The following is a 24838-nucleotide window of genomic DNA, read 5'->3' on the forward strand; positions in this document are numbered from 1 at the left end:
CGTGCTTCCATCCCGTTCGGATGACCATGGAATCCCCTGATCGGAGAAGAGCGTTCGGCTGACTTTGCAAATCAACCCTTCCATCATCTGCCGATGGGGCTCGTTCTCGATTCCTATCTCATCCTTGTGCGCATAGAGGTTCGCTGCGAAGCGCATCAGCACTTTGCGCATGTCCTCCTCGTTGGCCGCAACGGCAAGGAAACCTCATGAAAGTTCGCCACGGTGTTCCTTCGCGGACAGAATGAAACCTACTGAAGTTTGGTCGGCTTGCTGGGATGCTGTTTAGCGTAGCGGATGCGCTCGCGGAGAGCCTTCAGGCTTTCGAGGGCATCGAAAATACCAGCCTTGTCGACGGCGGCCGCATCGTCGCTGTCGAAGATGTCGGACGTAGGGAACACGCCCTTGTCCACCTGCTGGAGCGCGTTCAGGAGGGAATCCAGATCGCTCACGCTCGCACCCAAGCGCGCCTGGGCATCGTAAGCGTCCAGGGCCAGCTCGAAATCGGGAATGGCCCGGTTGCAGAAATCGGCGATGCCCTGGGCCCCCGCCAGGGTGCAGGCCCTCTCATCGAAATCGTCGCCGTCAAGCTCGACCACGTACTTGTACTGGGAGGCCGTAAAAATTTGCTGGCTGAACTGGCTATATCCCAAGAGCAGGTTATTGAGTGCCACAATTAGATCTGGGATGGAAACCCTTTCGCCCAGCGCGCGGCGAACGGACGTCCGGGATTCCAACTCATAAGGCTTATCGGCCTCGACGCTCGCAGCAATACGCAGTACCAAAGAGCGCACGGCCTCGATATCGGTATCTTCCGAATAAGCGAGCACACAGCGAAGGAAATCGCTGTTATCGCTGGCAAAGGGCATTATTCCGAACTCGAGGCCGTTTGCCCCCTCACTCCGAATAGCCTGCTGAAAGACAAAGCACCGCGTGTTGACCGCTTCCACCTCGTCGCTCCAGACAAGCACAGGCCTCATAGCGCTGAGGCCGCTGTCATCGCTTCGACCGTAATAGGTTTGGAAAATAAGGGCACGCCTTATGCATTCGTGGGCATAGACCGCTCGCAGCTCCTCGCTCTCCACATCCCCGCCCATGGCGCTGTAGATAATGCGATCGCGCATGGAAACGGAGCTGGGATCGCCAAGCTCGCCTTCGATGAGGACGAAGGGGCGAATGGTCTCGATCATGCCGCCCTCTTCGTAGTCCTTCAGCACGGTCCAGCCGTCGGGAACCGCCACTTTGAAACGGCGTCCTTCGGCCATCCTTCCCTCGCTGAAGGTGATGTTTGACAGGTCAGCCGCCTGGTCACCGGGGGTGAAGTCGTTGATGCGCATAGCCAGGTCCTCGAGGTCGACAGTCTCGCCCTCGGCAGCGCGCTCCAGCTCGTCAAGGATACCCTGCGGATAGGACACGCCGCCCAATCCCGCCGCAAGCACCATCAGGTTGAGCAGGGCCAGCATCGAGTCGCGATCGGAGGTTTCCTCGTCGCCCTCGTCCTCCTCGCCTTCTTCTTTCTCAATGATTTCCAGATCGACCTCATCAACAACCTCGACAGCTTCCTCGGGCTTGGCCTCCCCAGCTTCGGCTTCCTCTTCTGCCGCAGGCTCTTACACGTCCGCCCCGAAGTCGCACATCTCTATATGGATGGACTCCACGACGGCGCCTTCCACTTCGCCGTCAAAATCATTCAGGTACTGGTCTGCATCGAAGCTGCGCGCATTGGCGAAAACGAGGATAAAACGCATTCTCCCTTTGCCGTTGTAGGCACGCATGTCCTCAACCATGCGCGCCACCAACTTGTAGAATCCAGGAATACCTCGGACAAGCCGCGGATCGACCATGACCGCCTCCACGTTTGCCATAGCCGACGGATGGTCGAGCAGCTGCCCGCAACCAGCCATTTCCAGCACAGACGCCTTGGCTGATTGATTGTCCTCATCCACGAAGAAGAAGGCACGACCGCAGGCCTGCAGATTAAACAGGGTGAGACCAGTAAGGTCACCCTCGCGGATGGCCTTGTGCAGCGCCGGATGAATCTTCTCGCGGGGGACGCGCAGCTTCTCGTCGTCCTCCAACGTCAAAAGCAGATCGCCGATACCCTGGAAGTACATGCCGGGATCCTTCATGAACTGCGGAATCTCGTCTGTACTCGCACCGTTAATCTGCGCTCCCGCGATGCCGTGATGCCGTCCGTCCCAGGTGATTTCACCGTCGTTAAAGAAAATGTGGTCCTGTGCGAACAACCACGCCACCGCCATCGCGTCGATGCATCCGTTCGCTCCCTTGTAGTTCGGTTCCATACGCTGCCCTTTCCTTCGGGGGCATGCCCACCGGCCGCCGCCGAGCATGCGATTCCCTGCCCCGTCTCTCAACGCCCTGAAACGGCGTTAGCAAAATTATTACCCGAAAATGAAGATTTTTGTTACGCAACTATTTGAACTGCTGGATTCCGTACCTTAACCGCGCATCACGCTTTCGGCTCTCCTACACACGCTGCAACGTCTTTACTGAACTGGATAGCCTGGCGCTCATCCATGCGCACGGCCAGAGCGTTAACCTTCTTTATGACGTCATTCAGCAAGTCATTACAATAGGCACCAAGCTCAAACAAATCAATTTTGACCAGGTTATTCGCGCTTTCCATCAGCTTTCGGAACCCATACCAGAAGGCATCTACGTGCACCTGAAAATCGTCGTCCAGAAAGCCGTCGTAGGGCATGCTGTTAAAGGTTGCCATACGTTCGATGGCACGCTTAATCGAATCGCCGCCCTCGTCCTCCTCGACAGAGGATGGGATACCCTCCTCGCTGCACGATCGAGCACTGCCACCCCCAAACACAGCGTAAAAATCGTCGAGATAATACCGGCCGTAGCCATACCTCCTGCAATTACCATAGTCTTTCTGCGAGGAAAACGCCGCATACAAGCCGTTGTCCTGAACCACTTGAGAGAAAGTCTTGAAAGACTTGTCAACCTGCACCGCAAGCTGCTGCAAAAGATCAAGATCCTGAAGTGGGGTAACGCCAACCTGCTTGGTGAACGCCGGCATGTCGTCCAGCACCAGAGCTTTTCCGGCTACCTCCTGCGCCAGCACCTGTCGATAGGAATCACCAGCCTGCATAGCCGCGTCGCAGGCACAGTTGATTCGCTTCCTGAGTGCCTCTTCGCGCTCTTTCTCGGACTCGTATGCCTCCATCGCCAAGCGTTCCTTCTCCGACATTTCCCCGAGGCTCCGAAGAAAGGTCTGCCGCATAAGCATGCCGAAATCCAAAGATGCAATCTCTTTTTTCACCGAAAGCTGTTCCGTTGACTCCTCGGTCGGAGAATCGGCTCGCCGATCGGGCTGGGCCACAATCAGGCCATCCAGAGCACATATGTTGCTACGAAACCCTTCGGCTACATCCAGTACAGCCGCTTGCACATCAATATGCTCCGCCTCCTTTAGCAAGGTGTTAGCAAGATCAAGCGTGCTTTTCAATAACGAGAGCATTTTGGACCTATCCTGCAGGCCCACAAGAGCTTTGTAACGTTCTTGATAGTTTATGGTCCGCGGCATGCGCGGGTCTTTCTGCAAGCTCTCCCACATGTTCGCTCGAGCGTTCGTGGAAACCTCCCTGACAGCCGCTCTAGTTGTCATGCAGATAGTTTCGCGCTCCCTTTCGAATGTGCGGATTGTACGCTCCAACGCGTTGCCAATCTGAGCGGCCTCTTCCTTCTGCCGCTCGAGATCCGCTTGCTCCCGAGCACGTTGGTCCTTTCGCAGCTCGCTCTCATCGAGGCCCTTGGCCAGGGCGCTTCCGATTGCGCTGCCCAGCATCTCAAAATCCAAATCAGTCATACCCGACATCCTTCCGCCCCTCCTACAGGATCAGCGCTTTCTTAGCGGCCGCGACGGCATCCCCCGTGGTGTAGAACTCGGGGCTCACGCTCTCCAACAGCGATTCCGGTATACCCTGCAAAGCGGAAATACAGCCAAGCGGTAGCAGCACTTTCTTCGCTCCGGCATTCTTCGCTACGCGCATAATATCCTCCAGATCGTGGATGTCATCCATTGTGCCCGACATGCGTATTACACCAGGAATGACCATGGAAGCGGCTACGGGACGGCTGCATGCAGCCGAGCACAATCCCACAAACTCAGCTAACGACAACTCTGCAGACATCCCCTTCTTCTGCAAGTCGTTGTAGAACAGCAAGTAATCGCGACTCTCAACATGCATTCCCGAAGCCACACGCCGTGCGTTGTTCCCAAAGAAAGTAAAAGCCGCCTCCATGCTCTCCTTCACTGACCGAGCTTGGCCAATCCCCTCGGTAACCAGCTTGAACTCGCCTGCAACAGCCTTGTTTTCTAGTTTGAAAACAGCCATCTCTCCATCCGTAGTCGCCCCAATGGCGAACACGTGACCCGCCATCAGCTCGACCTCCGGCACCAAAGTGTCGTTAGACTGCTCCGGTACGTAGACCACGTGGCTCTCCGAAGGATTGTCGGAATCGATATAACCCAGGTTCACGTCGATGAACTCCACGCCCGCCATGGTCTTGAGCTGCTCCTTCACACGACGCCGACCCTCGATGGCATAATCCAGCAGCATCCGCACATCATCTTTGGTCATCTTCTCATCAGGAAACAGCAGCTTAGCCATGCCGCTGAATGTCTTGCGCACACCAATCTCGTCACGACGATTGAAATCGCTGTTCAATCGAAAATAACGATCGATCAAGAACGTGTAGTCCCTCTTCCGCATCTCGTGACAGAATTCGCTCAAGCAATCAGTGATCAAGCCGTAATGATCGGTAAGCAAGTCGCTGCGCATCTTGGGGATTTCCCAGCCAGGTAGATACAGATGAACGCGATCGAAAAACGCCGAATCGTTGTTGAACTCCGGTGGGAACGGATCGAACAAGTGCGTAGTCTTGAGCACGTTGGCCACGGAGTCGTTAATATTGCCCTCTAGCACCATGGATGCATCGGCATTCATCTGGTCGTGACCGCGCGCAAACGAACCCGACGCCATATAGTCCTTCAAAATCTGGATGGCGTTCATGTCCTTGAAGCGCATACCCGCCACTTCGTCGAAGGTGATGCAGTCCCAATGCCCCACCAGGCCCGAACGCACCATCGAGTCGGCATAGCGACCTCCGTTCATACGTCCGAACAGGTTCGCCGTGGTAGTCTGGCCGCCGGACAGCAGGATGGAATAGGGGCTAACCTCCTTGTAAACATAGCTTTTTCCTGTACCGCGCGGCCCCAACTCGCACAGATTGTAATTACGCTCAATAAGCGGCACCATGCGAGCAATAAAATGGAGCTTTTGCTTCTCGGTGAGGGCGTCGGGCTCGTAGCCACAACTACGCAGCAAAAGGTCCATCCATTCCTGGGTCGTGAACTCTGCGCGCATGGCGAGCATTCCATCCAGGTTAAGATTCGGCATCTGAATGGGCTTCAGACTAACTACATGGAAAGGACTGTCCTCGGGGCCGCGCTTCTTGGATCCCCTCTTCTTCGCCTTGGGTTTCGGGTCCTCTTCGAAAACATCCGCCAGCGCATCCTCTTCCGAGTTGTCTACACTCAGGTACTCAATGCGCATGATGCACCAAATGCCACCCTGCAAAATCTTAGAGTAATCGCGCACGTACTCAGCTGGCATAACGAACGGCTCAATGGCCAAATTCGTAAGCGTGGCCACGTAGAAATCACCGTATTCGTCCAGCCGCGCGCTCACCTTGTCGATGACGGTATACTGCCCTAGCTCCTTAATCTTCGACTTGATGGTTTCGGACTCATCGGAGCGTACGTAGTTGTTGAGAAGAATCTTGCGAATGCGCTCGATACCCTGCTCGATCATTTCAGGATCGTCGGTAGAGCAGTACATACCCAGCAGGTACTCCAACACAAAGGTGGGCACATTGGCACCACGCTTCATCATTGCCGTCAAATCCTTGCGCACTACCTTACCAGGAAAACACTTCACGGCTTTACGATCGAGCTCGTCAGCGATCGGCGCAAACGTGCTTGCCGCGAAATCGCAAGCCTCCTCGGGAGAACCTGCTACCACAGCGTTCGACGCCGAGCCATTAGCCACCTCGCTCGGCTCGCGGTGTTCATGGGCACTTTCCGAGCCAAAAACTTCGGCCATCTCCTATTTCCTCCTTTACACGCGGCTTGCCACCGCTTCTTCCAACCAGACAGGCAAGTCCTACCAGTCGAATTCCTCCAAGGGCGCGAACGCAATCTCGATGCTGAATGCCTCGCGCCACACGATGCTTGATGTAGTCTTATCGCGGGCAACCAGGTAGTAGGTCGCCCGCGATTCCCATTCAATGCCGGACTTCAACGCAAAACGCACATGGGTTTGCCGCTCGCGCTCGTCGGCTCCCGTCCTGTCGGCTGGCACGGTACGCACGTCGCTCACCTCATTGCCCGACGCGTCGGTAAAACACAGTTCATAGGCTGTCGCCAAAACCTTGCCGCCCACCGCCTCGTTCTGGAAGAAATCCAGCGTGAAAATACTATTGGCGATGCGGCGGTTGGTGGACAGCAACTTAATCGTGGCCGACTGGGTGCTCACAAAGTCCTTCGCACCCGCCCGCGTGTTCCGGAAGCGGATGACGGGGACGCACAGCTCCTGCAAGCTGATGCCGCCATGCACGTAATGCCTGCTGCCAGGCGCCTTGATGCGCAGGCAGTTGCGCGCCGCCCACCAGGACCATTCCCCTCCGTCGAGCCCCTCCATGTTCATATGCAGCAGCAGTTCGGACTCGGCAGCAGCGTCGGAGCGCAGGAACCGGCGGTGCACCTCCAGCGGCTCGCCGCTCACACAGGCGCGCTCCACTGCGTCGAGGGCGGTTAGCCCCTGATGCGTGAACAGGAATCCGTGATCAGCCGTAATGAGCACTTGGCGCGCGCCCATATTGCGCACCGCCAGATCCACCAGGGCTTTCATGTCGCGGACCGCCTTCTCGCAGGCGTCGAACACCTCCGAGTTCGCCTCGTCGGAGTGGCCCGTCTTGTCGATAGTGTTCTGGTAGACGTACACCACGGCAACGCCCTCTGCGAAGGCCTTCTGCTCGGCGGGACGCATAGCCAAAAGGTCGGTCAGCTTGACGGCCTTGCTGTTCTGGCGAACCGACTGCAGCGCCTGCTGCCGGTCCTCGGTCGTGCGCGTGGACCGACCATCCACGAGCACGCTGCCAGTCGCCTCGTCGAAGGCCATGGTGCGGTTGGGCAGCAGCGCCGCCATGCCAAAAGCCGTCTCCGAGGGGAAGACTGCCTGCATGGCGCCCACCTCGGCGTTGCCCTTGGTCTCGCGCTCCAGGCACTCGGCCAGCTCGCAGCCAACACCGTAGCGCATGCCGTCGCAGATGCCCACCACCAGGCATTTGCCGTCCTCCAACGCAGGCAGCACCTCGTCCTGATAGAAGTGGCGCTGCTGAGGGATGCCTTCGACAAAGCCTCGCCCCTCCCACTGCGGAGCCGCAGCAGCCACCCAACAGTCGTTGGTCTGAGCCAGAAACCAGTTCGTGTAAACCTTATCCACCCATTCAGAGAGGTCTTTGGCGGTGTCATCCAATGAGCTTAGGTCGAGCACGCTTCTGCGATAGGCACCGCAGAAACTGCGGTAGGCTGCGTCCATGTGCCACCAATCCTCCAGATAGGCGTTCCACACGTCCACAGCCCGAGCCAGCTCGAAGCCCTGGGTATGCTCCCAGTAGAACGATTGGATGGCCTCGGCCGCCTCAAGACATTCGAAGTACACCTCAAAAGGCTGGGCCCACATCATCGAGCGACGCGTCTCGAGCACCAACCTCATGTCTTCGCGCCGGTCGGAACCGTGGGCTACCGAGCGGAACAGGTCGCGCAGCAACACCTCATTGATGCAGGGAAAGACATCGGCTCCCAGCAAATCGCCCAGGGACAACGCCTCGAAACGCTCCACCAGATTGCACTCCCGCTGCACTTCCTGGCACGCCTCGTACAGCGTCGAGGTCTTAGATTCCCCCGTCTGTCGATGCCATTCGCCAACGATGCGCAGGCAGAACTCGGCGTTGGGCAACGCCATGAACCGCTCCAGACCCCGCAGCTTCTCTGGGTCCATGGAGGCGGCCAGGGCGCTGATGAGCAGATGGCCCAGAAACGCACGGGCGTCGCCAGAATCACCAGAGAAGCCCGTCGTGCGCTTGAGCAACCGGTCAAGGGACTCACGGGCGCCGTACTTGTCCAGGTCGGCCATTAGCTCATCCAGCGAACCAGGCTCCTCCAGCTCGGCGGCGGCGCATTGGGCGTAGGCGCAGACCACCGCCGCGATGTCATCGGACTCCGCCTTCAACAACACGCACAGCACTCCCAGCGCGATATCTCGAGCTGTCTGCCCGCGGGTGAGCTTCGCTTTGAGCTTTGCAGTGCGCTCTTTTGAGCGAAGGAACGCCGAAAACCCTCGCAGCGCTTCGCGTATCTCTGCCGTGTCGGCCGCCTCCAGCTCGTCAATCAAAAGCGACAAATAATCAGCCTGGAAGTGATCGGCGTACAGCTCTACGTCCACCAGCCAATCGCCTTCCAAATCACCACGAGACCTTCTGCGGTACAGGAGCAGATCTTGGCCATCTGACTGACGGTTTATCAGCAGCTTCGTTGCGAACATGGCGCCATCGCGCACGTCAACGCAGCGTACGGGGTGGCCATCAAGCAAGGCTACGCCCTCCTGCCCCTCCGCTACCAACGAGGCAAAAACTTCTCCGAATTCCTCGTCGGGGTCGTGCCAGATCACGATGCGACGGTCCGAACATTCCGGCAATGGCTGGGAAAAACGCTGGGCGAGCAGCCCTATTATGTCGCGGTTAGCAGCCATCGCCACCACGGAGCCATACCCCTATTCCAGCCAGCTCAGCGTCTGATTTGCAGCATCCAGCCTGACGCTGCTTTCGTCGTTGTTCGCTGCGTATTCTGAAACGCCAACCCATCGAGTCCAGCAAATCAGACTCGGTAACGTAACCGAGTTCCCTCAGTCCGAACGCCAGCGTATCCCTGCTAATCTTTCTCAAATACCGCAAGTCAAGCTGCGCAACAACGCAACCGTTGTAGCTTGACTTCGTAACAGCCGTCGTCCCTACGAGTCGAGCAAGTGGCGAATCGGACGAATCGACCAACTCGGTCCCAAGAGTGCCGACCAATGGAACGCTAATTGCGCGAGCACCTCGAAGGTCAGCATAGGCCACCGCCCACCGGCTAGACAACCTCCTATCGTCGTAGCGAATGGGTAAACGGTCACCAACCTGAACCCGCTTAACGCCGCAATCCTGCGTGGCCATGAGCACGCTACAAAGCTCCACGCCGTTTTCCAAATCAAAGCCCACAACATTAGGTGGTAGTAGGCCCCGACAATAGTCCTCCCGCACCACGGTAGACTGAGGGAAAACGGAGCGGCACAGGTCAAGCAGACCCTCAGCACTTTCCGTTCGTATGCTCGACTGTTTGATCAGCGAACTTGTTGGCGCCAAAATACCCAAGAGTTGCAGAGTCCCCTTATTCACATAACCCTTCCACTTGCCGGCACTTATCACGTCGCTCAGCTCTGGGCAGACCTGCATCAACTCATCGATCGTCGAAGGCTTTCGGCAATTGGGCAAATCGCAGAATCGACGCCCGAGTTCGTCTATCGCAGCCTCTGCCTCTTCCTCGGTCACATCGATATATTTCTTCGACGCCGAAACAATACCGCGCTTAACAAGCACTTTCTTCGGGGTAGTCCCGTAAAGAGCCTTGCAACGAACGCCCAACGCCTTGATGGTCTCCTCATACGCGGGGTTGTCACATAAAAGCTCCTCGATAGTCGAAGGCTTTTCCGACGACCCCTCGTACTTTGCGGCCAGGTCATCAAGCATCGACCCAATGGCGTCATCCGAGGAACCATCGCCTGCCGAGCCTTTTCCGCCAGCCAGTAGACCACGTTTTTTTAGCTCCTTCGCAAGCGTTGTTCCAAACAGCTCATTCGCTTTGTTCTGCAGCGTCTTGATAGACCCTTTCAAATCAGGGTTATCAGCGATTATGTCACTGACTTTTTTTGGCAGAGGTTCCCCCTCGTACCGCGCCGCTATCTGTGCAAGCAGCTCCTCTCCGTCACACGCCACCGGCCGACCACCAGAAAACAAGCGAGAAAACCTAAAGCCGTACGCAGCGAAGAAATCATCACGCGAAGCGTAGCCGATTTCCTGCCACACTTCTCCTATTCGATTCGAAAGCCCCTTGTGGCGCGCATTCAAACTCTCTACGGTACCGTCCGGGTAATACTCTCGAAGCTGCACCACGATGCCATCGACCTTCCTTGCGAGGAGAGGGTCGACTATCTCAATCCTCCCTACCATGGCTACTCCTCTCCCTTCGAAAACATAGTTCGGTCTTCTAAGTTCTCAGACAGGAGTCTGCGAACCCCCTCCAAAACCTCTCCAACATCAATGGGCTCCAGATCGAAGCGCAGCGTGAAGTAGGCGGAATCGACGTACGAATCCCGCGATTTCCGAGGCTTCACCTCGGTAACCGATACCTTCAGATGAGGGAGCAAGCAGGCAAACAGCTGCGCAGATGCAAGAGGGCCTTCCCAAGAATTCAGAAACCGAGGAGTCGTTTCCACGCGAGCCAGCGCAACCCCTTCATCGTTGTTGGCGAAAATCGAGACACCCCCCACGCCCATAGGTTTCAGCCAGCGAGCGCAAACCCTAACCGAATCACCAGGAAGCATACGCTCGATGCACTCGATCCCCTCTGCAGACCAACCCATGCAATGGCAAAACCAGGGAAACTGATGCAGGTTGTTCAAAATCAGCCAATCTATATCCTTCAGATCTCGTTCTGTAAGATGCAGCCAATCCAAGCACGCATAACGCGAGTACCCTCCCCCTTCGAACCCCGACACGATTTCGCCCAAAACACTATTGGGCGACTCGTCCCCGTAGATACTCTCGTCGACGCCCTCGAAACCAGACTTGTGACAAATACCCCAAGCAAGGGCCGCCCCCGCGCGCGCTCTTTCGACCAGACCAGAAACCCGCGATGACCCAATAAACGCAAGTGATAATTGATAGGACCCGAGGTCGTCCCGGGACATACACTTATGTTTAATATCGCTGCAGCCCCACAGGGCATGGCCGCCACCATGATGAAGCCCCACGGCGGCATCGATCTTCTCGTATCCGTCAGACTCGTCGGCATCGTAGAACACAACGCCATAGAGCCCCTTCGGAAGACCCCGAAAAAAGGAGTCCAGGTCCTCGTGGTTTGCAACCCAAGCAGTTGAATATAAGACAGAAAGAACCCAAAATGATCCGCGGCGGCTCAAACGGACACATGCGGTATCGCTCATGTGACGCGCTGTAGGCTGGAGGATCATGCCGCTTATGTCCGGAGCAGAACAAGCATTGCCAGTAGATGACTTTATAGCCTCCGAAAGCAACTCCATTTGGGCCAGATACGCTTGGGCGGAATCCGCAGTAAGCCCCGAGTCAAAACCAGCAGCATCAACATCGTCCGGATCTGGAGTGCCCGCAAACGCATAGGGGTACTCGCTGTCGATGAATCCACCCAATTGCTGATACAGCTTACGCACATCATCTGTATAGCGTAAGTAACGAAGCTCAAGACCCGTCTTTTCATAATGAGCGTCAAAATTCGCTGCAAAGCGGATAAGCACCTTGCACATATCTTCGTCGTTGGCAGCTATGGCCAAACAGTTTTTATGAAAATTCGGCATCTGGATGGCTCCTTTCTACTTTACTTTCGCCAGCACATCTTGGAACTTCGCATAGTTCACCTTCACGCCGTCGTCCAGGTCTATCTCGATCATCTGGTCGGCCAGGTGGTGCACCTTCTCCTCGAAGGCGGTGGTCTCCGCTAGCTGCTCGCGCAGCTTTTTCAGTTGCTTCTCCATGCGCACCTTCTGGGTTCGGTCGGCGTCGAAGGAGGCCTCTTCCAGGTGTGCGATCTGGGTGCGGTAGCGTTCCTGCTGCTCGTGAATGTAGTCAGTGCGCAGGCGCGCCAGCAAATCGGGCTGATAACGATGCATGTAGGCGAGCGCCCTGAACCCGTTCTTCTTGCCAGAGTCGAACAGCCAATAGATAGGGCGCTTCTTGTAGGTCTGGCAGTGATCGCCGAAGAACTCCTTCACGAAGTAATCGCGGATGACCTGGCGTGCACTTCCACTGCCACCCAGGGCGTCGGCTATGTAGCGAAGGTTCTCCTCCAGCGTCTCCTCGCCGTAGGCGGCACGCACCCACTCGACGAAGGTTCCCACGATGTCGTCGTCGAAGTACTCGTCGTCGGTGATGGGCAGGATGTTGTCCTCGTCGGGCATGAAGGTGGGGACGGGGACGCGCGCCAGATACTCGGTAACGGTATCGCCCTGGTCGGCAAGGATGAGCCCGTCTTTGTCGAGCGAGTAGCGCCCGAACATGCAGCCCACGGCGTAGCTGATCAGCGACACGATCTCGTCTCGGCGGGTGCGCACGTACTTGTTGCCTTTGAACGACTCGGGGATCTCCTCGGCCGTGTCGAAGATGCGCGCCACCGACACGTACCTGTCCTCCACTTCGATAGGCACCTCCCCCACCATGCCGTAGATCTCCGCGAAGATGCGGTTGAGCTCCTCCTCATTGGCCTTCAGCTGGTCGAAGCGCGCGTTGGCCTCGGCCTTCCACGCCTCGTACTTGTCAGAGATCTTCGTCGCCATAGGAAAGGTCTCCTTCCTGACCGTCGGCCGAATCGCCATCGGAGGTCGCGCCCACCAGAGCAACACCTGCTCGCTTGCAGAGGGAGCGCAGCATGGGCAGCGCGATTTCCACCCCATGCTCCGTCAAAAGCCTGAGCCGTAAATCCTTCTCTCCAACCGGCCCCTCTTCCACCATGTACACCACAACATCGGGAGAGCTGAAGGGGCCCTGCTTCCTGCAGAACAAGGGAACGCCGCAGATGCTCGTCAGCTTCAGCCGCTCGCCGACGTAGCCCGTGGCTATGAGGGACCCGAAAAAGTAATCGCCGCCGCTCGGAAGGCGGTCGCGCAACAAGCTCACTTTGTGGCTGAAGCCCGCCTGGCGCAACGAGCGCACCGAATAAGGGACCCCCGGTTCCATGAAGTCGACGACCGCGTTCACGTAGTCGCGCAGGTCATCCTTTGACACAGGCACGGCTCCCCGCGACAGAACCGTATCCACCCTGAGAAAGCGGTCCTTCATATACTCGACCACGTCGAAGGAGCGAATGCGCTTGTTTAGGGCCGACCGGAACGACTCGTTGCGGAACACTTCAGGTCCGAATCCTCCGTCGTCCACGCCGAACGTATCGAAACGATCGATAAGCTGTCCGAATACGACAGCTTCGTCAACACCGTCGCGTATGGCCAAATCACCCGAGATGCGATACCCGACGCTCGCAAGGGCAGAAGCCCCCAGGAACACGTTATCGTCGGGGAAATCCTCGGCCATACAAGCTCTCAGACGCGCCAGCGCCATGTAGTCGCATCCATCAAGAGCCCGCTCGAGCCGCTGCTGCTGGTCGGCGGTCAGGCCGTTGCCGGCACAGCAGTACAGCCCATCGCTCTCGTAAATCTTGAAATCCCTCAGATATGAGCCGCGAAACGTCAGCGGGGCAACCCCATAGCGCTCGCTGTAAACCTCGGCCAAATCGTTCGCGTCAACCGGCCCAAGCTCCTGAATAAGGTCGAGCACCTGCTGGGACCGGTCGCCCTCGCCGAAGCGAACCATGGGGCGCTTGCGAACTTCCATGCCGGGGATGTCGCCCACACCACGCCGCAGCACGCTGTGCAGTTCGTATTCGTCCTGCAGACCCAAGTCGGCAGCAATGAGAGCGCCCTCGCTATCGCGCATAAGCATCGCAGCAGAGCATTCGATATCTTGCTGCGCCCAAGAGCGCAGATACTCACGCAGCGGCCCGAAATCTTTGCCGGCCCAATCGAAGTAGCGAATGTCACGGCGCACTCCATCGTCGTCAACGGGGCGCGAGGACACCATGGAGAACTCCCAGCGCTCAAGACAAGCCGAGATTGCCCTCGGCCCGCTATCGCAGAACGCCGACTCGTCGTCCATACCGTGCTCGTCGACGAATGCACGGTAATAGCCCAGCAGCTCGTCTAAGGACACGCTCTTGTCCGAGGCGTGCAACTTCAAAAGCGCCTCCATGACGGGCTGCCGTTTCAACTGCACGCGCGCGCCGTTCACGTAAACGAACCCCTCGTCGACAATGCTGCGAATACGCTCGCGCAGCCCCTCGTCAAGCGCTGCGTCGTCAAGGGCCGCCTCCAAAGGCGCCCGCTCGTCGCGCTTCGTTGCGGCCACCAGGCAGAGGTACTCGTAGCTTTCCGCTGGCTGGTCGGTCAGGGTGCGGAACTGGCCCTCGGTCATGAGATACGCCTCGAAGAACGGCAGGAAGGAGTCCTCGGCAAGAACCGGTCTGCCCTTGAGCGCCTTCGCCGTGATCTGGCGCACGCGCTCCCGGGTCACGCTCAGCTCTTTACCGCACTCCTCGAGCGTCTTGCCGGAAAGCCGCAGCTCCATCGCGATGCGCTGGTTGTCCTTGAGCGTCGCCGCCCACTCCGAGACCGTAGGTTTTACTACCGATATGCGCCTCGTGTCTCCGTCGAAGCACAATGAGGCGTCGTCGCCCACGATGTGATTCGCGGCAGTATCCCAGGCCTGGCCTGCAGGAACGCCTACGAAAAGGTCCTCACCGGCACCCCGCTTCTGGATGCGCTTCCTCAGCTTGCGAAGCTTTCGATCCAGCTCGATCTGGCAAGCGAGGACCAAGCACTCGCTGCCCTCAAGCTGGCCGAGCAGTGGTTCGAAAGCATGCTCCGCATCCGACGCCCCAAGGCGCTCAGCCGCCATCGGCAAAACCATGGCGACGAACGCGTCATGCTGAAGCGGGTAGGACCGCCCCGCCAGCGTCTGCTCCAAAAGTCCAGTGAGAAAAACAGCCTCCTGCGAATAAGAAGTCTCGAACGCGCTCACACTCAGGACCGAATCCTCATCGCAGCCCTCGCGACGCAAGCCCCGCTCCATCGCTTCCAAAACCAACCTGGTCTTGTTCTCGCCGAGGGAGCGCAAGGCAAGAAGCCCGTCCCTTCCCAGCCCGACGATATCACCAACCGTGCCTATGCCGCGCTCCTTGAGCAGGTTTACCAGCGCAGGCGAAAGAAACAGCCTCTCGATTGGGAGCATAGCCGAGGCGGGAGATTGCGGGTCGAACGGATCGCCCTCCCACTTTTCCTCCGTCTCGCTGGGTTCCAAACCCGTGCGGCATAGCACGCCGAACAGGTCGAAGACGTAGCTATCGGATTTGGCAAACCCGCGAAGCACCGCAAGCTGCTCGACGTCGATATCCCAAGGAAGGCCGACGGCTGCGTTCGCAAGGGCTTTCCGGGCTTCGCGGAAGCAGCGCTGATTGCCGTGGCTAAGCGTAGCCGAAGACCCGAAGGCAGCCACAAGCTCCTCTACCCGGTTGATGCCTTTTTCAATCAGACGAGTCGATGCATAATCGCTCAGTCCGAAACGCTTGATCGACGCGCCATAAGCAACAGGGGCCACCTGCTCGTTCGGCTCTTCTTGGCGCCCAGTTTCAACCCGCTCCGAAGGGGCAGGCGGCAAGACCGATTCACGATCAACGGAGCCTACCCCGAGTCCCAGGTTTTTTATGACCGAATCGATCTCGTCGGCAGACAGGTAGGTGTCCGAGTAGTCGCGAGGAGCGTCGACGCCCAGAAGCAGCGTCTCGCCGGTGATCTCGGGAGCCCATTCGGACTGGGACTCGGCAACAAGCTCGCTTTCCGCAGAAGGCTCCTCAAATTCAGGATCGCCATGAGACGCTACAGGCTCGAAGACGGCGGGGCCATCGCCTTCGAGTATACTGAGTTCTTCGGCCACCTCATGAAGTGCAGCAGACTCCGGCACATCCGATTCGGCAGCCTCCTGCTGCGGCAGCGACGCCCCAGCAGGCCCAAGAGTCGCAAGCCCACGCTCGCACAGCATCACCAGCGCCTGACACATCTCCGCATCGGAATACTCCGGGAACACCGCCCGCATAGACTCCCGGCTACGAGAGCCCTCGCAGATGCCAAGCAACGCATGGACCTTGGCCCCCAGCTCTTCTATCCTCTCGTTCATACACCATCCTCGTTCCCCTGCTTTCGATTAACGAATTCGTCGGCTTGATTACGTGCGTTTCGGATAACCAGCCTTTATTACTTTCATCCATGACAACAGGGTCTCTTCGCTTAGAACCGCCCGCCCTTTGAGCTTCCCTCTATCGCGCGATTCGAAGACGTAATATCTCCTTCTGTTGTATTCGCACACCAAAAAGCCTCCGTGCGCAAATCCGTTTCGGACAAGATAGAAAAGAGCCTCGGTCTTGTTCAGCCCGTTTTTGACGGTGCCATACCCTTCAACAGAAAGCGTATATACCGTCCACGCAACTGCTCCGGCAGCGCCGAGATAACGCGCCATATCCGAGACCGACACGTCGATTAACGCTGGCAAAACCAAACGCGTTCTCCAAGTCCAAATCAAAGGCAAGACGATAGATGTCAAAGCAACGACAAGGAAAACGCCGGCCACAATTGCTGTCTTGTTCTGGTTCCTCACTGTCTACCTCTGCCTCGAACTGACCTTTATCTCTTGAAGGTCCAACGTTGCTCCGCCGTGATAAACAGATGCCGCAGAAGCTACCAAGCTATCAGCGTTATTGCCGAGCGTACTAGACATCGAGACATGTATCCTCATCGTCTTAGTACTAGAATTTAGCTGGATAAACAGAGCGACCTTACCGATAAAGTACTGGTGAAGCTCGACGAAGTAAACCTGCTCGCCCACAACATCAACAACGAACAAGAAGAAGGGAACTGCTTTGCCTAGAGCATATCGAATTGTCTCCTTCGCCAGTTTAAAAGAGATCAGGTTGCCTCCATCAATGAGATAGTTTTCGATATGCCTTGTTCCCTTAATCTGAATCTCGATCTTCTTGCCGCGCCATTCTCCCTCCTCCGATAATTCAAGCTCGCAATCAGTGCCTACGTCATGCCCTGCAATGGTTTTGTAATCCCAGACCGATGAATCAATCTGGTAATGGACGATGGCGCACGCCCTTGAATCAGTGCGCCTTGAATCGATATCTCCTGGATACATCCCCATCTCAATCACCTAGACCAATGGATGGCGAACAAAGTCCCAAGAAGATTCAAAAGAATCATAATCTTTCTTCGAAAGGCGTACGCAGATATCTCCAAGCCCAATAACGGAGTCAAGCTCCCCTATCTCAACAGGTATTTGAGAGATTACGCCTGAATTAAAATCCAATGTTGGAGATAGGGCCTTACCGTATAAGTCAAATAGATTGGAGTTGTATAGTGCAAATATATAGTCTCCTATCTCGGTTTGGGAAAAGAAGCATTGCCCCTTAGCGTCAAAGATGAAGCCTCTTCCGAACTTTCGCATGCTCAGACGTGAAGACGACAGAGAGGACCAGGTATAGCCTGGGGAGAAGAATTTATCTTGTCCGCCGAGGACAAAGCCTAGATTCCCGTTTAAGTACGGATACTTAATATTGGATATTTTTTTGATCTCTTCCCCATCATTATACCAATTGACAACATAGTCATAATTGCCATACCAGCGCCTAAAAGACCCTCCCTTAAGATACGGGAACCATTTCGCTTGAAATGTATCTTCTGAGCATTTGGCGTCTCTCATACAGTTTGACGATGCGACTTCGAACCATTGCCGTAAAAACCGATTGTTATCTGAAGTGGACATTCCATGTTTAAAAAGACAATAGTCGGATGCTCTTTTTGAGCTAAACGAAGCGCAGAAAGATTCGCTTACCCAATAGGCTATTGGGGTGCCGGGGATGGCGGTGAAAGCTTCGGCGGAGCGGCGGTAGAACCAGCCGCAGGACGGGTTCGCTATCGCCTCAAGCGTACGGGGGGCCTGATTTACAGCGCCTACGAAATCCGAAAGACGAACATAGCCTCCTTGGTATTCGGAAATACAGCCTTTCTGGAGAGTGAAAGTGCAGATTGGAACAGTGGCTCCCGCGAATCCGGAGTACTCCAGCTGTACCAGAGAAGTAATCGTTGCTCCTTCGATAAGCTTATGACGCAGCTTCTCGTACGTACCAATGAACATCCAAACGTAAGGCGTCATGAAGCCAAGCTGGCCTCCCTCGCGGGATAAACCAAGATTACGCTCAATGAAGCACGAGAACAGGTCGCCCTTCACATCGGGATAGCATTTCTTCGCCCAATCAGACAGCCACTTATTCATATTCTTCGCACCCATGTACGGCGGGTTCGCAATCACTGCGTCGTATTCCCTGGCCAGAGGCTCGCAGTTCTCTATCATGCGAGCAACTACCTGCTGAGAGGCATGGGCGAAGAGGTCGCCCCGCTCCGCTCGCACCCCGAGCTCCTCGTGGGCGCGGTGCAGGGCCTCTATGTCCTCCGGCTCGGGGGCGAAGAGGCTGCCGCACTCGCCCATATGGGCCATGGCCTCCAGCAGCGCAGTCCGATCGGCCAGATAGGGCATAGCCTCCAGTTCGCCCTCGTCCAGGGCCGCCGGGCGCAGGCACACGATATCGGGTGACGGGCGGTCGTCCCGGCGCAGGTAGCGGGGGTCCCACTCGCAGGCGGTCATGGTCAGCGCGAAGGAGGCTATCTGGGCGGCGCGGGGGTCTATCTCGCAGCCGGTCAGGTTGTTCTCAAGAATCATCCTCGGGATGTCGCGACGGGCGTAGCCGGCCTCCTCATACATGGCGGCCAGCAGCCGGAAGGCGTAGACCAGGATATGGCCGCTGCCGCAGGCCGGGTCAATCACGCGAAGCAACTCGGGGCTCGCCGGGCTCGCCGCGGGAACCGCCGATGCGGGCCTATGCTCCCCCTCCGCGCCCAGGTCGTCGGGGACGTAGTAGGGCATCTGCGCCGGCAGGGGCGATCCTGGATGCGACCGCACCCACAGGCGCCCGAGCGAGTTCTGGACCAGGTACTGCACGATCCAGTCCGGCGTGAACAGCTGGGTGGCGGGCGCTATGGCGTCCGCCTCGGCCTTCTTCCCCTTCTTGAAGTCCGCGAACACCTCGTCCTTGCGCTCGCTCACGTAGTACTGGTACATCCAGCCCACGATCTCCACGCCCTGGCGCCAGTCCTCCTCGGGGATGCCATCCACCAGGCGCTGCACCACGCTGCCCTCGCGCAGAAGGCCCTTGGGCAGCAGCAGCTCCATCTCGGAGCCCACCGCCTCGAACACGCCGGGCATGCCCTGCGCAAGCTCGTTGCAGACGGCCAGCAGCAAGTAGCGGAACAGCGCCTCGTCGTCGGAGGACTGGACCAGCCGCAGCACCTCGCCGCGGTCGATACCAGCTATCTCCGCCTGCAGCGCGTCCCTGAGCACCTGGGGCGCGAAGGAACCGTCGTTGGCGGAGAGCACCCGCACGCCGCAGGGGACAAGGTCGTTGAGCTCCATGTAGCGGATAGCCATCAGGCGATTGAACCAGGTGTAGGCCGCGCGGTCCGCGAGCCCCTCCTCCCCCTCGGAGGCGAGCGCCTCCAGCAGGCGGGCGCGCTGAGAGCGCTCGCAGGGGGACAGCAGCCGGCCGTGCACGCTCTCGGCGGCGGGGTCGGCCCCCGGGCGCACGTCCCAGTCGGCCATGCGCCGGCGCACCTGGTCCAGCAGGTCGCGGCGCGCCCCCACGCAGAAGTTCTTGATAGCGGTATCGTTCATGGCGGTTTATTCCTTCATCAGGCGAACGGAGCCGTACTCGCGCACGGCGCTCAACAGCTGCTCGCGGATGCGCCGGACATAGTCCTCGACCTCCTGGTCGTTGGACAGCTTGGTGGGCGGGCACACGTCGCTGCGACGCAGCACCTTGGTCCTCGCAATCGGCTGCGGCGCAGGATCAGCAGCTCTCGCAACCGACGTGCGCACCTCTGAGGCAGCCGGAGCCGAACCGCTTTGGCTGGCTGGCACAACCTGGGTCGGCGCCGATGGGGGCGCAGCGGCGGACGCGGCCTGCGCCTTCTGGCGTTCCAGCGCGTCGTCCATGGCCACTACCATGTCGTCGCGGTACTTCCCCACCTGGGCGGTCAGCGCCTCCAGACGAACGATGCTCGCAGCCTTCGATGCATCCTCGCGCCGCCCGGTCATATCGCGCTCGATGCGGCCCGCAAAGTCGCCGGGGGCCCGGCGCTCCTCAACGTAGCCCAGCAGGTAGACGCGCGCCTCCTCTATGCGGTCGAGCAGCTCGCGTCGGTGTTGGGACAGTGCGGCGCCGTGGACGCTCCGCACCTTCTCCATCAGCTCGGGTAGGTCCTTGATGCGCTTGTAGGGGCTGTCCATGGCAACGATTTCGGCCACCTGGCGCAGCGCCTCTGCGGCCTCCGGGTCGTCCAGGTAGTCCGTCTCGCCCTCCATCGCCTTCACCAACCCCAGCGCATCGTCGTAGATGCGCTGCTGGTTAGGGAAGAAGCCCTGCACTTCCTGGTAGTCATCGGCGAAGTCCAGCAGGGCGTCCTTATGGGACAGGAACGCCTTTAGCAAGCTGTGGGGGTTGCCGCCGTGGCTGCCGATGTCGGTAGTCAGCCTCTCCCCTTCCTCCACCACGCCCTTGCCGGGGTACGCGGCATGACGGTACTCGTCAGCCAGCAGCGCCTTCAGCGTCTGGGCCGTGTCATCGAGGTAGCCCGCTACCGCACCCACCAGGCCGTCCTCGTCGTCGGGAATGGAGATCTGGCCCGTCAGGTCCTTCAGCAGCTTGCGCGCCGGAACCATGACCGCGTCGTCCAGCCGCTCGCGCTTGCGCACCTGCGTGGACTCGCGCTCGCCCGACTTCGTGAGCGCTGCCAGCATCTTCGGATCGCGCAGCCCCAGCTGCACGCCGCTGCGCTCGACGACGATCTTCTGGTCCAGAGCCAGCCGCGCCAGCAGCGCCGCAACGTCGATGTCGCGCCAACCGTAGGGCACCGCTATGTAGCGGCGCCTGACGTCGGCCACCGAGGTGGGGCTGTGGGTTTGGGCCTGGGCCTCCAGAAACTGCTCCATATCCTGCAGCGCCCGGTCGTTCGATCCCGCGATCGACTGCTGGTAGGACCCCAGCAGGATTGCCTTCACGTCGCCCTCGCCCTCCACCGGAGAGCCCACGTAATCGGCCTTCGTGTAGATGGCGCCGGTCAGGCGGGACAGCACCTCGTCGATGAAGGCGTCGGCCTTGCCGGCGCGCACCTCGGCCGGCTGGCCGTCCACCATGACCGCGGCGTTTACCAGGGCCGCCTCTATGATGCGCTGGGCCTCCCTGTCAGCGTTGGACGCCTCTCGGTTTTTCGCCTTGATGATGGCCTGCTTGGTTTCCGGCAGCTGGTTGATGTTCTGTGTCTTCACGTACTTCTCGATCTTCGCCGCGTTCGCCAGCACCTCGTAGTAGTCCTCGTCGCCAGCCAGGACCACCAGCGCCTGGCCGGGCGATTTCAGGGCCAGCGTGGCGCGGTCGGCTTTCGCCAGCTCGTGGGCCGCAGTGATGATGTTGAGCTTCATGCCGTCGGTCCCCTGGGCGTACAGGCTGTCGTCGACGTAGCGGTCGAAGGCGAAGTCGCTGCTGCCCACTCGGTAACGCCGCTTGCCCGCGTAGATGCCGTCAAAGACGATGCGCTTGATACGCTCAACCACGTTGGCGGCGTCAATGGCCGTCTCCTTGATCTCGCGCTCCACGTCTTGCTCCTCGTCGGTGAGGAACGTGTAGGTGTCGCCGTAGCGCGCGACGTAGTTCTCCCTGGCCAAACGCGCAAGCGAATCCTTCACCCGCTCGCGCAGCGCCACCTTGTCGACATCCATGGAGTCCACCGTCAGCGTGGCGATGTTGCCCAGCGTGGGGTAGACGTCCTTGATGTAGTGGATGAGGTAGAGCGTCTTCAGCACCGCCACGTCATGCGGCTGCAAGCCCAGACCGTCGGCGGCTGCCCGTTCCGCACGGTCGATGACCTGGCGTATCTCGTGGTCGAGCGACTTCGCCAGCGTGTCGTAGAAGTACCACAGCGGCACCAGCGCGGACAGGTCGCAACCCTCCACCTTCTGCGCCGACTCCTGGAAGCCCGAGAGCATGCTTCGCTCGCCACTGGCCAGGTGCTTTCCCGCATTACCGTGGCGACGAATCTCCGCGAACACCTTCGGCATGAGCTTGAACTGGTACGACACAAACGGGTAGCTCTGCTCGAACTCGTCGGGGCCGGCGTATCCCAGCAGGTCTGACTGAGAGTTTTCGAACGTGAACAAGTTCTTCAGCACGGAGCTGTTCTGGTCGTACTCACCCTTCAGCACCTGGGCTGCCTGAGGCGTCTTCTGCAGCACGCGCCGCTTGATGACCTCGTCAACCGAGCTGGAGCTCAAGGTCAAGCGCGTGTTGAAGCGGCCCTGAATCTTCGAGAAATCGTCGCCTGCTACCTTCACAACCTTGTCGATGGCCTCCTGGCTGGTAACCATCACCCACACCTTGCCCTGGCAGCGGGAGCCCAACTCCTCCACCAGGGTCTGCAGGTTCAGCATGAGGTTCACGTCGTCGCCGATGAACTGACCCACCTCGTCCACCATGAAGAGCAGGCGAAAGTCACCGCCGCATTCCTGACTGCGCCGGTCCACGTACTTCTTGATCTCGGTCACCAGCACGTCAGGGGCCAGCGCCTCGTCGGTGCTGCTGTCGAAGAAGCGCCTGGCCGCTTCCTCGCTCATGCCCAACACCTGGCCCAGAACCTCTACGATGTCGTCCTCCAGGAAGTCGTAGGACGCGCGCTCCTCCAACCAGTCGCCGCCATTCACCTGCGCGAACGCCTCGCGGAACTGCTCGGTCTTCCCCTTGGAGTCCGCGTATGCCTCAAGCCGCGCAAGCTTCAGGTCTTCGCCGAAGAAACCCAGATGCTCGTAGAACACGCGGGCGAAAGCGCGCAGCAGCGCGGTGCGGGCCGTGGTGCCTTCCTTCCACTGACCGGCCTTCGTGTCGATGTTGAACAGGATGGCCTCGGTAGGCACACCGACCGAACGCCGCATCATGTTGTAGACCATCGGGTCCTGCACCTTGCCGTCGAAATAGTCGATGGCGGGGGTCCCGTCCACCACGCGATTCGACAGCAGGTAGGAAAGCATCTTCAGAAAGTGCGATTTACCGCTGCCGAAGAAACCAGTGATCCACACACCTATCTTGTCGGTAGGCTGGTCGATAGCTGAGGAGTAGTTTTCGAAGAAGTCGGCGAAGTGGCGCGCCAGTTCGCGGGTGACCACGTACTCCGAGAGCTCCTGCTTGACCAGCGCCTCATCGTCCTGGCCCACCTTGATGACGCCGTTGATGGACCGGTTGATATCCTTCTCGAACAGCTGCTTGATCTCCACGATGGTCCCTTTCTAGATCAGGTCGAAGGCGCGGTAGTAGTTCCCGTCGTCCAGGCGGCCGAACAGCGACAGGCTCTGGCCGGTGAACTTCCCGGGATAGAAGACGATGACGGGCACCTCCGCGGCGAGGTGCTGGAGGTTGTCCAACAGCACGTGAGCGCGCAAAAACGGGTAGACCTCGCCGACGCCGGTGAGGAACACCACGTCGGTGGGCTGATGCGGGCTGTAGTCCACCGCCTTGGCGAACGCGTCGGCGGATGCCACCTTCTGCAGCTGCGTCCGAAGCGCCTCCTGGCCGCGGCGTTCCTCCTGCTGGGGGATGCGGTCGAGAATGCGGCGCTCGCGGCAGATGCCCAGCAGCGCGTCGTAAAGGTTGCGCTCGACGATGCGGCACGGCAAGCGCCCGCCCTCCGACTCGCCGACGAGCTGCGCCACCAGCTGGCGCACATACAGCTCCAGAGCGGGGTTGTAGCAGAAGGTGAAGAAGCCCACCTCGTTACCCAAGCCCCGGTTCTGCAGGAACTCCGGGTCGGCCAGGCGGTCCCGCAGCACCTGAGTACGTGCGTCCAGATCGGCAAGGGCCGAGCGCGGCGCGGCGCTGGAAGCGGCGGGCGCGGGCGGGTTCGTCGGGTTCTGCAGGTTCAGCACGGTCCCCCCCCTAGAAGCAGTTGAACGCGGCGAGCTCTTCCACAAGGCCCTTCGCGCGCATCTCTCGTTCGATCTCGAGGTCCAACATGACGGAGTGCAGCTCGTCGGAGCCCTTAGTCTGATAGCCGCCCTGAATCAGGCAGTTCGACAGCGTCCCCTTGACGCGCTTGACGGTGGCGTCGGTCCAATCGGCAGCTTGCGGGTTCTCAAGCTGGTATTCGGTCATGAACGCGGCCATGTTCATCGGCGTGAAGGTGTAGTCGAGCATGCGGAAGCGCCCGCCGATCGCGTCCACCATGAAATGCCACATGACGTCATACAGAAGCATCATCCCCAGGATGTTCACCTGCACCGCCTGGCTCGGCGTGCCGAACGCCGCCAGCCTGACGAGTTCGGGGCTATCCAGGGCGGCTAGGCGCGCACTGCACGCCTTCGCGATGCTGCGGCTCTCCTTGGTGGTGGGATATTGGAAGAGGTTTTCGCTGGCGGCCCGCTCGATGATGGACGCCTCGTCCTCACCGTCGCAAAGCAGGCCGGCGACCGTGCGCATTTCGTAGAGCAGGAACTTTTCGCGCGTCAGCGATCCGCCCGAGCGCGATCGGAAGCGAGCGCCGCTGGCAGCAGGCGTGCCGGCACCCTGGTCGATAGACAGTTCACGCATGGTAGACAGCCCCTCCTCGTCGGCGAAAGGAAGAGCGTCCCTTCCGGCGGCTCAGGTTCAACGGGTTGAAATTCAACTTCTCCTTTGATTGTCGCCGAAAAAACCCAGAATCTG

Annotated in this window: 15 protein-coding genes; all 15 read right to left on the reverse strand. The window is 58.9% G+C overall.

Going from position 1 to position 24838, the window contains the following annotated elements; translation table 11 throughout:
• Positions 1–248: 248 nt before the first annotated feature.
• Positions 249–1334 carry a hypothetical protein gene (locus tag NFR41_RS09510; protein WP_251231657.1) on the reverse strand — a complete coding sequence of 362 codons (1086 nt, stop codon included), beginning with the start codon at positions 1332–1334 and terminating at the stop codon, positions 249–251.
• A 273-nt stretch (positions 1335–1607) separates the two neighbouring features.
• Complete coding sequence (locus NFR41_RS09515; RefSeq protein ID WP_251231658.1) at positions 1608–2300, reverse strand: hypothetical protein; 693 nt, start codon at positions 2298–2300, stop codon at positions 1608–1610.
• 167 nt (positions 2301–2467) lie between these two features.
• A complete protein-coding gene (locus NFR41_RS09520) occupies positions 2468–3838 on the reverse strand; it encodes a hypothetical protein (protein ID WP_251231659.1) in 1371 nt (456 codons plus the stop codon).
• Between the two features lie 22 nt (positions 3839–3860).
• The gene (gene brxL / locus NFR41_RS09525) at positions 3861–6137 is read right to left on the reverse strand and encodes a protease Lon-related BREX system protein BrxL (protein ID WP_251231660.1); all 2277 of its coding nucleotides are present in this window, start codon (positions 6135–6137) and stop codon (positions 3861–3863) included.
• 60 nt (positions 6138–6197) lie between these two features.
• Entirely contained in the window at positions 6198–8846 is a 2649-nt protein-coding gene (gene pglZ / locus NFR41_RS09530) for a BREX-1 system phosphatase PglZ type A (protein ID WP_251231661.1), read from the reverse strand.
• Positions 8836–10359 carry a hypothetical protein gene (locus tag NFR41_RS09535; RefSeq protein WP_251231662.1) on the reverse strand — a complete coding sequence of 508 codons (1524 nt, stop codon included), beginning with the start codon at positions 10357–10359 and terminating at the stop codon, positions 8836–8838. The genes pglZ and NFR41_RS09535 overlap by 11 nt, the downstream gene beginning before the upstream one ends.
• Before the next feature lie 2 nt (positions 10360–10361).
• A complete protein-coding gene (locus NFR41_RS09540) occupies positions 10362–11741 on the reverse strand; it encodes a hypothetical protein (protein ID WP_251231663.1) in 1380 nt (459 codons plus the stop codon).
• A gap of 15 nt (positions 11742–11756) precedes the next feature.
• The gene (locus NFR41_RS09545) at positions 11757–12716 is read right to left on the reverse strand and encodes a BREX-1 system adenine-specific DNA-methyltransferase PglX (RefSeq protein WP_251231664.1); all 960 of its coding nucleotides are present in this window, start codon (positions 12714–12716) and stop codon (positions 11757–11759) included.
• Positions 12697–16161 carry a sigma factor-like helix-turn-helix DNA-binding protein gene (locus NFR41_RS09550; protein WP_251231665.1) on the reverse strand — a complete coding sequence of 1155 codons (3465 nt, stop codon included), beginning with the start codon at positions 16159–16161 and terminating at the stop codon, positions 12697–12699. The genes NFR41_RS09545 and NFR41_RS09550 overlap by 20 nt, the downstream gene beginning before the upstream one ends.
• Before the next feature lie 48 nt (positions 16162–16209).
• Complete coding sequence (locus NFR41_RS09555) at positions 16210–16638, reverse strand: hypothetical protein (protein WP_251231666.1); 429 nt, start codon at positions 16636–16638, stop codon at positions 16210–16212.
• 3 nt (positions 16639–16641) lie between these two features.
• Positions 16642–17184, reverse strand: a complete 543-nt coding sequence (locus NFR41_RS09560; RefSeq protein WP_251231667.1) for a DUF4365 domain-containing protein — start codon at positions 17182–17184, stop codon at positions 16642–16644.
• Positions 17185–17193: 9 nt separating this feature from the next.
• Positions 17194–19767 (reverse strand): BREX-1 system adenine-specific DNA-methyltransferase PglX, encoded by a 2574-nt coding sequence (gene pglX / locus NFR41_RS09565; RefSeq protein WP_251231668.1) that lies wholly within the window; start codon positions 19765–19767, stop codon positions 17194–17196.
• A gap of 6 nt (positions 19768–19773) precedes the next feature.
• Positions 19774–23415 carry a BREX system P-loop protein BrxC gene (gene brxC, locus NFR41_RS09570; RefSeq protein ID WP_251231669.1) on the reverse strand — a complete coding sequence of 1214 codons (3642 nt, stop codon included), beginning with the start codon at positions 23413–23415 and terminating at the stop codon, positions 19774–19776.
• A gap of 12 nt (positions 23416–23427) precedes the next feature.
• Positions 23428–24063 (reverse strand): DUF1788 domain-containing protein, encoded by a 636-nt coding sequence (locus tag NFR41_RS09575; protein ID WP_251231670.1) that lies wholly within the window; start codon positions 24061–24063, stop codon positions 23428–23430.
• Between the two features lie 10 nt (positions 24064–24073).
• Entirely contained in the window at positions 24074–24724 is a 651-nt protein-coding gene (locus tag NFR41_RS09580) for a DUF1819 family protein (RefSeq protein WP_251231671.1), read from the reverse strand.
• Positions 24725–24838: the final 114 nt, after the last annotated feature.

Origin of the sequence: Adlercreutzia aquisgranensis, from assembly GCF_943193145.1 — a bacterium.
Lineage (GTDB): Bacteria > Actinomycetota > Coriobacteriia > Coriobacteriales > Eggerthellaceae > Xiamenia > Xiamenia aquisgranensis.